Source organism: Capnocytophaga canimorsus (assembly GCF_002302565.1).
In the GTDB taxonomy this organism is placed as follows: domain Bacteria; phylum Bacteroidota; class Bacteroidia; order Flavobacteriales; family Flavobacteriaceae; genus Capnocytophaga; species Capnocytophaga canimorsus.
The window spans coordinates 1,708,982-1,722,209 of the sequence record NZ_CP022382.1; the positions used below are offsets into that span (position 1 = coordinate 1,708,982).

Here is a 13,228-nt window from a genome sequence, read left to right on the forward strand (position 1 = left end):
TTAAGTTAGAAAATATAAAAACAGTGCTAAAAAAATAATTCTTTTTGAATTTTTTATCACTTTTAAGTAGTTATTTGCTTTGGAAATACAAGCTAATTACGGATTGAAAACCTCCTCAAAGCGAAATGTTTCCTTCAAGCGTACGCCTTTTTCGGTGTGTTGCAAGGTACAAATTTCGTGCTGGGCATCGTGTTCTAAAAACAAATAGTATTGGTTATCAGCAGCCTCGTTTAGGAAATTTTTCTTCTCTTCAAGGGTTAGTAACGGACGGGTATCATAGCTCATTACATAAGGCAGGGGAATATGCCCAATGGTAGGCAACAAATCCGAAGCAAAAATCAATTTTTTTCCTTGATAAGAAATGTAAGGAATCATTTGTTTTTCAGTATGTCCGTCAACAAAAAGAATGTCAAAACCTAAAGGAGATTTTTCTGTAAAGTTTCCGATAGGATTGTCAATAAAACGAAGCTGACCACTTTCTTCAATAGGCAAAATGTTTTCTTTCAAAAAGGAAGCCTTTTCTCTGGCGTTAGGTTCGGTTGCCCATTGCCAATGGCTTGGATTACTCCAATAATGAGCTTTTTTAAAAGCGGGTTCATAACCTGTTCGGTCTTTGTTCCATTGTATGGCGCCTCCGCTGTGGTCAAAATGCAGATGCGTCATAAAAACATCAGTAATATCATCACGATGAAACCCTACTTTTTTTAAGGAATCGTCTAAATTAAAATCTCCCCAAAGGGAATAATGCCCAAAGAATTTATCAGATTGTTTGTTGCCAATGCCCGTATCTATCAATATCAGTCGATTATCTTGTTCAATCAGAAGGCATCGCATACTTAACCCTACTTTGTTCTCGGCATCCGCTGGATTAGTTTTCTGCCAGATAGTTTTGGGAACTACGCCGAACATAGCGCCTCCGTCTAACTTAAAATTACCCGTTTCGATAGGATATATTTTCATAACAATCGTTTTTAATTTGGTGTTTTACAATCCTAATAATTCTTCGATGACTTTTGGGAAATGTTCATATTCTAACTGATGTATTTTTTCTGCTAAGGTCTCGGGGGTATCTTGTTCACTAACTTGGGTTTTTGCTTGGAAGATGATAGCCCCTTCGTCATAGTTTTCATTCACGTGATGAATGGTAATGCCACTTTGGGTCTCTTTTTGTTCAATAACTTTTTGATGTACGTGCATTCCGTACATTCCCTTACCACCAAATTTTGGCAGTAGCGCAGGGTGAATGTTTACAATACCCCCTTGGTAATGATTTAATATATTTTCAGGGAATTTCCACAAAAATCCGGCAAGTACAATAAGGTCAGGTTGTAAGTTTTGAATGATATTTAACACGATGTCCGTTTGATAAAATGCCATTCGGTCAAATACCAATGATGGAACTTGAAGCCGTTTAGCTCTTTGTAAAACCCCTGCTTGAGGATTATTGGTAAGAATCAGTGATACTTCAGCAGTTTGTTTTTGGTCAAAATAACTGATGATGCGTTCGGCATTCGTGCCTGAACCTGAAGCTAAAATAATGATTTTCTTCATTTGAAATAGTGATGAATTAACAAAGGAAAAAACGTATCCTTGAGCCACAAAAATACAAAATAAAAGATATTAACAATGCACAAAAAATATTCGGAAAACAAAAAAGTTTCGGTAATTTTGCCCTTCCCAAAAGCATTGTTGTAAATTATGCCAAGAATATATTACAGAGACAGACATCTTTGTGGAACACCCTTTGAGAGTGAAACCATCAATTTGGAAAATTTCCAAAAGATTTTGACGATGAGTAAGAATAATGCCAGTGATCAGCAACAAATTGTTACCCTTCCTCAAAAATATTCGTTTGTTCCTTGGAAGAGAGACATCAAAGGGTATAAATATGCAGTGCTTTGGCATACTGATTTGCCACACAAAACAATGGAGTACGGCGATTTTTATCTGCCTAAAGCGTTGGTTTTCTATGATGTGAAAGACGCTTACTTCCCGTCTCAATACGTTTTTGTGGCTTGTATTGATGGTAAGCTTGAGGTGCGTGAATGTAGGGCTGGTGAGGGAACAATGTGGTTTCAACAAGCCGAATTACACACCTCTATTGAGGATGAGAAAACCGTGCGACGTATCGAAAAGTCAATGAAAGAACTGCAAATGCTATTCTTAGATGTACTTGTTGAACCTTAAATTCTATTAGCAAGTGTAACTTTTTGGGGTAGTTTTTTTCTTCTTTGAATGGAGGCGTATCCAAAGTCTGCGAAAGCAAAGTGTGTAAGAAAAAGAGTGAAAGTAAAAAAACTTTCTCCCTTCAAAAAATGTTATTTCTTTGTCAAATAAACACATAAGACAATGAAATATAAACATTTAACTTTGGAGCAAGGATGCATAAAAGCATACCTTAAATGTAATAAATCCCAAAAATTTAAAAATTAATTCCTACTTTTGTAAGCGATAAAATAAAAAGATATGAATAACAAAGAAAATATTTCGTTTGATGTACTGATTGAAATTCCCAAAGGAAGCCGTAATAAATATGAATATGATTTTGAGTTGAAAAAAATCCGTTATGACCGTATGATTTTCTCATCAATGATGTATCCTGCGGATTACGGATTCATTCCTGAAACTTTGGCGCTTGACTCCGACCCCCTTGATGTGTTGGTGTTGGTTTCCGAACCCACTTTTCCAGGTTGTGTGATGGAGGTAAAACCCATAGGCGTATTCCATATGGCAGACGAAAAAGGACCCGACGAAAAGATGATTTGCGTACCTGTGTCAGACCCTGTTTGGAATAAGCTCAACGATTTGGACGATGTTAATCCGCACCTAATTATGGAAATTGAGCATTTCTTCCAAGTATATAAAGATTTAGAAAAGAAAAAAGTAGCTGTAAACGGTTGGGGAAATCTGCAAGAAGCCATCGAAATTTATCATCAGTGTAAAGAACGCTATGAGGCTGACCAAACCAAAAATTTTACTATCAGACACAAATAATTGGCACAACAAACCTTGTGAGGCTTCATAAGGTTTTTGCTTTTTTATAATACCTTTAAAAATTTAGAGACAATTCAAAAAGTACTAAAAACAAAGTCAAGTTTACGCCTTGTAAATAACGAGTAACTATAATTAAAATATACCTAAACGATATGAAAAATACAACATTAACCGACGTTCACATAGCATTAGGAGCAAAAATGGTTCCTTTTGCAGGATTTAATATGCCTGTACAATACGAGGGGGTAAATGCCGAACACGAAACCGTACGCAATGGCGTAGGCGTTTTTGACGTGAGCCATATGGGAGAGTTTATTCTCAAAGGAAAACACGCTTTGGATTTAATCCAAAAAGTAACTTCTAATGACGCCACTACCTTGTTTGACGGCCGTGCCCAGTACAGCTGTCTGCCCAACGAAACGGGCGGTATTGTAGATGACCTTATTGTCTATAAAATTGCCGATGAGCATTACCTTTTGGTAGTAAATGCTTCCAATATTGAAAAAGATTGGGAATGGATTAAAAAACACGATACTTGGGGTGTAGATATGGAGAACGTTTCCGACCAATATTCACTACTTGCCATTCAAGGTCCAAAAGCCATTGATTCAATGCAGTCGCTCACTCCCGTAAACCTCTCCGAAATCAAATACTACCATTTTGCCATTGGCAAGTTTGCTGGAGTTAATGATGTCATTATCTCTGCAACAGGATATACAGGAAGTGGCGGAATAGAAATCTATGTAAAAAACGAACACATCAAACACGTTTGGGACGAAGTCTTCAAAGCTGGAGCTTCCTACGGAATCAAGCCTATTGGTCTGGCAGCACGTGATACTCTTCGTTTAGAAATGGGCTTCTGCCTATACGGAAATGATATTGATGATACGACTTCGCCCATTGAAGCAGGATTAGGGTGGATTACCAAGTTTACCAAAGATTTTGTTAATGCCGAAGCTATTAAAGCTCACAAAGAAAATGGTGTTGCCAAAAAATTAGTAGGCTTTGAGATGCAGGAAAAAGCCATTCCACGTCACGATTATGAAATTGTAGATGCCAACGGAAACGTTATCGGAAAAGTAACCAGTGGCACAATGGCACCTTCATTAGGCAAAGGGATTGGCTTGGGGTATGTGCCTACCGAACTTTCCAAACCTGGAAGCGAAATTTTTATCCAAATCCGTAAAAACAGAGTACCCGCAACCGTAGTGAAATTGCCTTTTTACAAACAATAATTTTCTGTTAAAACAACATCTAAAAATAGCGGTTTTACAAATTTGTAAAACCGCTATTTATTTTTCAGTACTAAATGAAAAGAACCCACTGATATAGCTACCTGCATTTAGTTTGCTATCGTCCACATTCCGATGAGCAACATTTTCAACAGCAGGAGTCCGTCATAGGGTTTTCACCCGAGGCGGAAAGTCCTTTTTGATAGTGTTTGTCGATGATAGCGGAAATGGGTTTCCAATCGATAATGGTATCGACTTGTGCGTAAAAAGAGCCTTTTCGGGTGCGTCTTTCCACATCGTAAGTTAGTAACAATAAGGGATTCGAGAGTTTGTAGCCTAAAAAATGTCTATTAAGCCCCTTTTTACATTAGTTTTTTTCCAAAATCAGTTAGATGATTTCAAAGGCTTTACCAGGTAGTGCACGTACTACCGATTTCATTTCCAGCTGAAACAGAATATTAGAAACACTATAAATAGGCAAATTGCACCCTAATGATATGGCATCTAACAATTGTTTTCCATTACTTTTTAAAAAGGAAACGATGATGGTCTCCTCTGCGGATAATTCTGGAAAAAGTTGATTTTGAACCAGTTTTGGAGCTGTTTTTTCCCATCCTAATTGATAAACGATATCTTCAGCGTGAAGTAAAATCCGTGCTTTTTCGTTTCTTATCAGTTGATTACAGCCAACGCTATAGGTATCGGTGGCTCTTCCAGGAACGGCAAAAACCTCTCTGTTGTATGAAAAGGCAATATCGGCAGTTACCAAACTTCCTCCCTTTACTCCTGATTCTATGACAATGGTAGCTTCGGACATTCCAGCAATAATTCGATTGCGGCTCAAAAAATGATTTCTGTCAAAAGGACTTTGGCACGGAAAGTCAGTTACCAATCCACCATTTTGTTCCATTTGGTCAGCGTATTTTTTATGTATTTTCGGATATATGGTATCTAATCCGTGAGCAAGACAAGCAATGGTTTGCAAGTTATTTGCCAATGCTGATTTGTGGGCCGTGATATCTATGCCATAAGCCAATCCGCTTACTATCACCACATTCCACTGCGCAAGATCTTCTACCAATTTTTCACAAAAAGCCATACCGTAAGGCGTCACATTCCTTGTGCCTACAATACTAATGATTCGTTTATTTTGCAGATGGATATTTCCTCTTTGGTAGAGTAAAATTGGACTATCAGGGCATTGTTTGAGTAACTCAGGATAGTTTTTTTCAGTGAAATAAATTGGAGTAATTTTATACTTTTCAATGAGTTTCAATTCCTTTTCGGCATCTTTCAAATGAGTACTTACTGATAAATTTTCAATGATTTTACTTCCGATTCCGTCAATTTTTTGTAGTTTTTGTTTGGAAAGAGTAAATACATTTTGAGCACTTCCACAGTGTGAAATGAGCCGTTTTGCGGTGATGTCTCCTACCAAAGGAGTATTTTTCAAAGCGATAAGGTGAAGTAATTCTTCTTCGGAAAGGACGTTCATAATTTTTATTTTGTAAAAAAATGCTCGAAAAAGGAGTAAGTTCGCCAATTTCGAGCATTTTTAAGAGTTATTTACCTCTAACTTTCTTTTCCCATTTCCAAGCTGAAGCCATTGCCTCGTCTAATGTAGATTTTGATTTCCAGCCGAGTACGTTATTGGCTTTATCCGTATTTGCGTAAGCAGCGGTAATATCACCCGCACGTCTACCCACGATTTGATAATTCAGTTTCTCGCCTGAAACTCGCTCAAAACTATTGATTACTTCCAAAACGCTACTTCCTGTTCCTGTTCCAACGTTGAAAACTTCGTAATTTTCAGTGTTTTTGCCTTCCAACAAGCGTTGCAAAGCCACCACGTGAGCTTTTGCCAAATCCACCACGTGAATATAATCACGAATACAAGTTCCGTCAGGTGTTGGATAGTCATCACCAAAAACAGACAATTTTTCACGCAAACCTATACCTGTTTGAGTAATGAAAGGCACTAAATTTTGTGGAACTCCTATGGGCAATTCGCCAATTTCGGCAGAAGGGTGTGCTCCAATCGGATTAAAATATCGTAAAGAAATTGCCTGTAAATGAGGGGTTACCTTACACGTATCGGCAATGATTTCTTCCCCGATTTGTTTGGTATTTCCGTAAGGAGATTCCGCTTTTTTCACAGGTGCATTTTCTGTAATCGGAAGTTCATCGGCCTGACCGTAAACCGTACAAGATGAACTAAATATAAAATGTGCTTTTTCTTTTTTGCTCAATTCTTGCAGAAGATAAACCAAAGTGGTTAAGTTATTTTCATAATACAACAAAGGTTTTTCCACGCTTTCTCCAACTGCCTTCGATGCTGCAAAGTGAATCATTCCTGCAATATCGTGATGTCTCTGGAAAAAATCAATAACTGCTTGTTTATCACGCAAATCGAACTTTTCAAAAATTGGCTTTTTCCCCGTGATGTTTACAATACGTGGAAGTACATCTTCCGATGAATTTGATAAATTATCAATAATAACTACTTCAAAACCTGAGTTTTGCAACTCTACTACTGTATGCGAACCGATAAATCCCAATCCGCCAGTTACAACTATTTTTTTCATATCTGTCAAAAATATATTTTATTTCCGTTTTTTAAGATTTGCTAGTATCGCTCACAATATTGAGAACCCTTTGTGGAAAAGGAATTTCGATACCTTCGGCATCAAATCGTGTCTTAACTGACTCAATAGCACTAAAATAGCAATCCCAATAGTCATCATTATTACACCAAAAACGTACCGAAATATTTACCGAACTATCTGCCAATTCTTCAACAAAAACAGACGGAGCAGGTTCTTCAAAAGCACGTTTATCACTTTTGGCAATATCCAACAAAATTTCTTTAGCCTTCTGAAGGTCAGAACTATAACCAATACCAACTAATACCTTTACTCTTCTTTTATCTTCACGGGTATAGTTAATGATACTATCTCCAAAAAGAGGACCATTAGGAATGATAACTTCCTCATTATTAAATTTATTTAATGTGGTAGAAACCAACCCAATACGCTTTACAGTACCTCTTTCGCCTTTGGCTTCAATGTTATCTCCTACCTTAAAAGGCTTGAAAATCAATATCATAATTCCTCCTGCAAAATTTGATAAGGAACCTTGTAAAGCCAAACCAATAGCAACACCTGCACTGGCTAAAATAGCGAAAAATTGTGTTGCTGGAACCCCAATAATCTGAATAATTATTAAAAACAATGCTATATGAAGAGTCCATTTAATTAATTGTAAAAGAAAGGTTTGTAAAGTAACATCAACCTCTCTTCTTATCATTAACTTTTTAGTGAGATTTAACAAAAAACGAATTATATATCTACCCGCAATAAAAGCGACGATTGCTCCAACTAATGCTGGAACAAAATTAATGAGTTCAGTAATCCACCCCTTCAATAATTTTTCAAAATCTTCTGCTGTAAAATGATTCATTATGCGAATGATTAAAATTTTTAACCCACAAATATACGAATAAATATGTAAGTATTCATTTGTCTCTAAAATTAGTGTGTAAAATGTGTAAAAACTGTAAAATTAATACTCATTTATAAACAAATCAGCTATGCCGTAAAGAATAAGTCAGTGATTTTTTAGGAAAAATTTCGTTTACAAACTTGGTTTTATTCAATCTGAAAAAAAGGTTTCATTTTTTGAAGTATCGTGCTTTTAAAATCAGTACGTATAAACTTATTAGCACAATTTCAAACACAAATTGAGGTAGTTCACTGATTATGAAAAATAAAGGAAGTGATTTTTTTAATACTGATTTATGATATATTTACAATTCTACAAATATTTTTGGTATTATTTATGTGGTTATTTCTTTCAACCCATATTCATAAAGTACTATATTTTTAAATCAAATGCGGATAATAAAAAGACACTTAGGGGAATAAACTTTTGATTTATTACTTTGAAAAAGGAACGTAAAGAATAAATTTGAAAAACAAAAATAATTATGAAAAAGATGTTGATAATTTTTACAAGTCTTTTAGGAACATTGGCTTGTACTTCTTGTTCTAAAGAGAGCAATAGTGGAACTAACGCCACCAAGCCTGGAACGGGCGTTTATGCAGGTATTTGGTTTATCGGTTCAAGTAGATATGACCTTGCTATCTACCTTCGAGATGACGGAACATACACTGAAGGGCTTCGTAAGAGCGATTGGAAAACCCGAGTTGATGGAAATTACACCATTCAAGGTAATAAACTTACCACTACGAGTAAATCCGGTGAGAAGTCGTACTATGAATATATGGATAACTACAGCTATATGTTAGCTGATGGAGCCTATTTTATGTTCAAAGTAGAATTTGTCAATCAGATTCCGCCCAGTGGCTACAAGTTCCAAAATATTGCAGTGCTTGATGCTGCAGGTAATTTTTCAGCTTCAGGGGTGAGTGGCTATTTGTATTTTGATGGTAATGGTAAGTTCTCCAATGATAAAAGTGCTTTCACTCAAACTTCGGGAAGCGGCATAGGAAGTGGCAGCTATTCAGGGCAAAAATACGTCGGAACGTACACCATTTCTAACGGAAATTTAACTCTCCGATACAGTAACGATACGACTTCTACACATAGTTTCTTCTACGGTAGACCTTCTACAAAAGGAGATGACGCTACCATCGTGGTAGATGGATACACTTATTTGCAAAAAGAATAGACGAGGAACAAGTAAAAAATCAAGAATTTAAAGTTAAAATTATTTGATTCACCACTTTGAGCAAATTTCAAGAGTAAGAAAAAGACTTCGACTTCGCTCATCCTGACAAGAAGAGTAAAAGTTTAACTATAAAAATTGATAAATATGAAAAAGATATTAATAATATTTATGAGCCTTTTAGGGACATTGGTGTATAGTTCTTGTTCTAAAGAGGACAATGGAGGAGGTGGGGCATCGTCATTAAATAATTTGCCCGGAACATTATACATCGAATTTGCTACTGATGGCATCCGTTCGTACAATTTTAAAACAGGAAAGCTCTTTAAAGTAACCAAAACGGACAGAGGACCAGGAGTTACAGGTTATGATTTCTCCCACGGAAGCAAGGAAATAGCATTGTCGATAGGTACAAGCCGTACTTTTGACTCCTATCAAGATAAGCAAACTTTTATAATGCGACCTTTTGAGGGGAAATATACGTGGTACAGTACGATTTCCGACCCCAATGGAATACCTTCTAAGGGAAATATTTTTGGTTTCAAATATCAGTATAATGGTATTAGCCCCGAAGGAGAATTCTATCGCGAAGCCCCAATACGGGTTTCTCCCAATAAAAGATACATCGCCGTAGATGGCAACTATTGGGAAAACAGAGGCATACTCCTATTAGACACGCAAACGGGGAAACTTTTAGCTGAGTTTTATACCTCTAAAGCGGATTTAGACTACCAATTTACTCCTGTTTGGACACTTAATAATGAGCTATTTTTTGCTATCAGGGGGGTGTTGTATCGCTGGAAAGAAGATTATGGAATACAAACAGAACAGGTTTTGAACATCAATAATGGTAATGGAGCGAGTTATGTGGCTGTAAATCCGCAGGGAACACGAGTTGCTTTCCGATACAAAGAACATCTATGGATACAGAATATTGACGGAAGTGGATTGCAACAGATTACCACCAGTCCACCATCAGGAAGTTCTAAAGCCGACGGAGAGTATCAGCCTGTATTTTCACCCGATGGGAAGTATATTGCTTTTGTAGGTTCACCTACAATCGGTCGGATGTGGACAGATTATGACCCTTTGCAACCACGTTTGCCTCACGTTACTGTAGTTGGCGGAGCGTATGGATATGTATTTATCATTCCTGATAACAACAAACTCTACGATTTGAAAGACCCCACCAGCGGAGCCATAATGATTAAAGACAATTATGGTTATTCTGTGGCAGGTTATTTCAGTAATATGATTTGGAGGTAGAAAAAGACTTTGAATTCCCTTTCTTTGATAAAAACAAACAATCTGAGGCATCACATTACAAACAGAAACATTACATAATGGTATCTTTTAGAAAGTAACTTTAATGCATAAATATGAAAAAGATGATTTTATTATTCAGAATAATGTTATTGGCTTTCTTGTCATCTTGTTCCAAAGAAGGCGAATCAAGTGCAGGAGCACATAATCTTAGCGGGAACTTATTCATTCAGTTTACCGACGAGGTGTCTGTATATAATCTAACGGATAATAAATATACTGAAAAAGTAGCAAAAGTAAGTTCGACACAAGTTTTACAAACGTATGATGTGTCGTGGGATACTTCAAAGGTGCTTTTTACCCTTGATGTACAAGGATTTAATCATAAACGTATTGTATATAGGAGCATTAGCGACCCTGTAACGCATCAAGAAGTAAAAACCGATGGGAAAAATATCCACGATTTTGAATACGAATGGGGAGATGTAATCACCCTTGATGCCTTTATTTCTCCTAATGAGAAGTATATTGCATTGGAAGGACAGGGATATTCGGATATGCCTATGATTATCATCGAAGCGGATAAGGATAACGAAGTAGGTCGTTGCAATCCGTCCAATGTAAAGTATTACGACTGGGGAAAACCCGTTTGGACGTTGGATAATACGTTATACGTACAGGTGGGCAATTCGGTTTACAAGATGAGTCCTGCCGACGGATATAAAACGTATCAAAAAGTCTGTTCTGCCGATGGAGGCGGTTCGTACAGAGTGAATCCACAAGGAACAAAGTTTGTTTATTATAAGGATAAACATTTGTGGCTTTGCAATATTGACGGTAGCAATCGCAAACAAATTACCACTAGTAAAACCTACGATTGGGCAAGTTGGGACGGTGAAGGTTTTCCTACATTCTCCCCTGACGGTAAATACATTGCTTTTACCTCGCGAGGCTCTCGTGGTATGGCGTGGAGTGACCACGATTATCCTGATGGTTCGTGGGTAGGAGCGGTAGGTGGAAAATTTGGCTATATATCTGTGATTCCTGCCAATGGGAAGCTCTACAACCTTGACGATAAAAACAGCGGAGCCATCTCCCTAACCAGAAGCGGAAATAGAGGTATTCCTTGTGATGGGCATTTGGTTTGGAGGAGATAATTTAAAAATCAATATTTATATCCTGCTTCTAAAGTAAAATTTTTTGAATAATACACACAAAATTTATCATAAAGACCTATTTTGTAGTGCATTTAAGGTATTTTTGGCAATATTCTACATAAAATTTTTTGATAGATTTTAAATTTACTTATTTTTGACCTTTGTAACAAATGGCATTTGTACTCCCTAAGTATCAATAAGGGTTAGCAAATGCTGTTTTTAGCAAATAGTAAGAATAAAAACGATTTCAAAAATAAACTCTTAAAAATATGAATGTAAAAAAATCCTTATGGTTAGTTGCATCTGCTCTTATTTTATCAGGATGTAGCTCATTGTCAAAAATTGCCTCAACAGATGTTGATGCCCTACCAAGCAAAGTTCCTGCTCAGCCTGAAGAGGTTTCTGAAGAGGTTTTGAAAGGATGGCCACATACCAATCTTGCCAAAGATGGCTTTCCTGGTATTAATCTGCAGGGGGCTTACGATTTACTAAAGGGTCTAAAACCCACTACTGTAGTTGTAGGGGTTATTGATTCGGGGATTGATATCAATCACGAAGATTTAAAAAATGTGCTTTGGGTTAATCCTAACGAAATTGCTAATAACGGAATTGATGATGACAATAATGGTTATGTTGATGATGTTTATGGTTGGAATTTCTTGGGTGATGTAAATCACGAGAATTTGGAGTACGTGCGTATTATGAAAACCAATGATACTAAAAATCCAGATTTTGCTAAAGCTAAAACGATGTACGAAACTGAACACGCTCAGGCATTGGAGAATAAAACCCGCTATGAGCAACTAATGCAAATGATTGAAACTGCAGATGTTGCCGTGCAAAAAGCACTCAAAAAGAAAGATTATACTTTGAAAGATTTGGAAAATTTTCAAACCCAAGATGATAATCTGCAACAATATGTAGCTTTCTTAACACGTATGGTTTCTTTGGTAGGCTCTGTGAATCAAGCCAAAGAAGATCTTTCACAAGGGGTAAAACATTTTACCTCAAAGCTGAACTATCATTTGAATTTGAATTATCATCCACGTAAAGAAATTTTAAAAGATGATGAAAATGACTTCAGTAAAGTAGGATACGGAAATAACAATGTAATCGGTCCAGATGTTGAGGAGTCGTTACACGGAACTCACGTTGCGGGTATTATTGCGGCACAAAGAGGAAACTCAGTGGGTATGGATGGCGTGGCATCTAATGTTAAAATTATGACTTTAAGAGCAGTTCCTGATGGAGATGAGTACGACAAGGATATCGCTTTTGCTATTCGTTATGCTGCAGATAATGGAGCTAAGGTAGTCAATACTAGCTTTGGAAAAGATTTTTCGCCTCATTACAAACAAGTTCAAGAAGCTATAAAATATGCGGCTTCAAAAGATGTACTTATTGTAAATGCTGCAGGAAACGATAGTAAAAATATTGATAACGAAGAAGTTTTCCCTACTGATGAAGTAAGCAAAAAAGAAATAGCAGATAATTTCTTGACTGTTGGTGCTTTAAATTACAAGTATGATGAAAATTTAGTGGCTTCATTTTCTAATTTCGGAAAAAGAACGGTAGATGTATTTGCTCCAGGTGTAAAAATTTGGGCTACAGCTCCAGAAAACACATACAAATTCTTGCAAGGAACTTCAATGGCTTCGCCTGAGGTTGCTGGTTTAGCGGCTTTGATACGCTCATACTTCCCAAAATTGACTGCTGCTGAGGTTAAAAAAGTAATTATGCAATCGGGAGTGGCTCCAAAATTTGATGTTATTGTAGGTGAAGAGCAGGTTAAAGTAAACTTCTCGGAATTATCTACTTCAGGAACCATTGTTAATGCACGAAACGCAGTTATTTTAGCTGCAAAAATGAGCCGTTCTAAAAAATAGTAAATTTGT

At 36.7% G+C, this 13,228-nt stretch carries 13 protein-coding genes; 7 read left to right on the forward strand and 6 right to left on the reverse strand.

Annotated elements, in window-relative coordinates:
* Positions 1–96: 96 nt before the first annotated feature.
* Positions 97–960, reverse strand: coding sequence for an MBL fold metallo-hydrolase (locus CGC47_RS07540; protein ID WP_013996192.1), 864 nt, complete (start codon positions 958–960; stop codon positions 97–99).
* A gap of 24 nt (positions 961–984) precedes the next feature.
* Complete coding sequence (gene purN / locus CGC47_RS07545; RefSeq protein ID WP_095900390.1) at positions 985–1,551, reverse strand: phosphoribosylglycinamide formyltransferase; 567 nt, start codon at positions 1,549–1,551, stop codon at positions 985–987.
* 147 nt (positions 1,552–1,698) lie between these two features.
* Here purN and CGC47_RS07550 point away from each other — a divergent pair, with 147 nt between their 5' ends.
* From CGC47_RS07550 to gcvT, 3 genes are all read left to right on the forward strand, one after another.
* Positions 1,699–2,187: a hypothetical protein gene (locus tag CGC47_RS07550; protein ID WP_041985613.1), complete on the forward strand. Its 489-nt coding sequence runs from the start codon at positions 1,699–1,701 to the stop codon at positions 2,185–2,187.
* 279 nt (positions 2,188–2,466) lie between these two features.
* Entirely contained in the window at positions 2,467–2,994 is a 528-nt protein-coding gene (locus CGC47_RS07555) for an inorganic diphosphatase (protein WP_013996189.1), read from the forward strand.
* Between the two features lie 152 nt (positions 2,995–3,146).
* Positions 3,147–4,229 (forward strand): glycine cleavage system aminomethyltransferase GcvT, encoded by a 1,083-nt coding sequence (gene gcvT, locus CGC47_RS07560; RefSeq protein ID WP_042000122.1) that lies wholly within the window; start codon positions 3,147–3,149, stop codon positions 4,227–4,229.
* Positions 4,230–4,374: 145 nt separating this feature from the next.
* Here the strand turns inward: gcvT and CGC47_RS07565 are convergent, their stop codons facing one another.
* The 4 genes from CGC47_RS07565 to CGC47_RS07580 form a co-directional block, all read right to left on the reverse strand.
* Positions 4,375–4,539, reverse strand: a complete 165-nt coding sequence (locus tag CGC47_RS07565) for a hypothetical protein (RefSeq protein WP_231552284.1) — start codon at positions 4,537–4,539, stop codon at positions 4,375–4,377.
* A 75-nt stretch (positions 4,540–4,614) separates the two neighbouring features.
* Positions 4,615–5,721, reverse strand: a complete 1,107-nt coding sequence (gene dprA, locus CGC47_RS07570) for a DNA-processing protein DprA (RefSeq protein ID WP_042000119.1) — start codon at positions 5,719–5,721, stop codon at positions 4,615–4,617.
* 67 nt (positions 5,722–5,788) lie between these two features.
* Positions 5,789–6,811, reverse strand: coding sequence for a UDP-glucose 4-epimerase GalE (galE, locus tag CGC47_RS07575; protein WP_018280283.1), 1,023 nt, complete (start codon positions 6,809–6,811; stop codon positions 5,789–5,791).
* Between the two features lie 31 nt (positions 6,812–6,842).
* Entirely contained in the window at positions 6,843–7,685 is an 843-nt protein-coding gene (locus CGC47_RS07580; RefSeq protein WP_042000116.1) for a mechanosensitive ion channel family protein, read from the reverse strand.
* Positions 7,686–8,211: 526 nt separating this feature from the next.
* On the opposite strand from CGC47_RS07580, the gene CGC47_RS07585 reads away from it, so the two are divergent.
* The 4 genes from CGC47_RS07585 to CGC47_RS07600 all read left to right on the forward strand — a co-directional run bounded on the left by CGC47_RS07585 (position 8,212) and on the right by CGC47_RS07600 (position 13,219).
* Positions 8,212–8,916, forward strand: a complete 705-nt coding sequence (locus CGC47_RS07585; protein WP_095900197.1) for a hypothetical protein — start codon at positions 8,212–8,214, stop codon at positions 8,914–8,916.
* A 144-nt stretch (positions 8,917–9,060) separates the two neighbouring features.
* Positions 9,061–10,179, forward strand: coding sequence for a TolB family protein (locus tag CGC47_RS07590; RefSeq protein WP_042000110.1), 1,119 nt, complete (start codon positions 9,061–9,063; stop codon positions 10,177–10,179).
* A gap of 113 nt (positions 10,180–10,292) precedes the next feature.
* Positions 10,293–11,333 (forward strand): TolB family protein, encoded by a 1,041-nt coding sequence (locus CGC47_RS07595; RefSeq protein WP_082025300.1) that lies wholly within the window; start codon positions 10,293–10,295, stop codon positions 11,331–11,333.
* 269 nt (positions 11,334–11,602) lie between these two features.
* Positions 11,603–13,219, forward strand: a complete 1,617-nt coding sequence (locus CGC47_RS07600) for a S8 family peptidase (protein WP_042000107.1) — start codon at positions 11,603–11,605, stop codon at positions 13,217–13,219.
* The last annotated feature ends 9 nt before the right edge of the window (positions 13,220–13,228 follow it).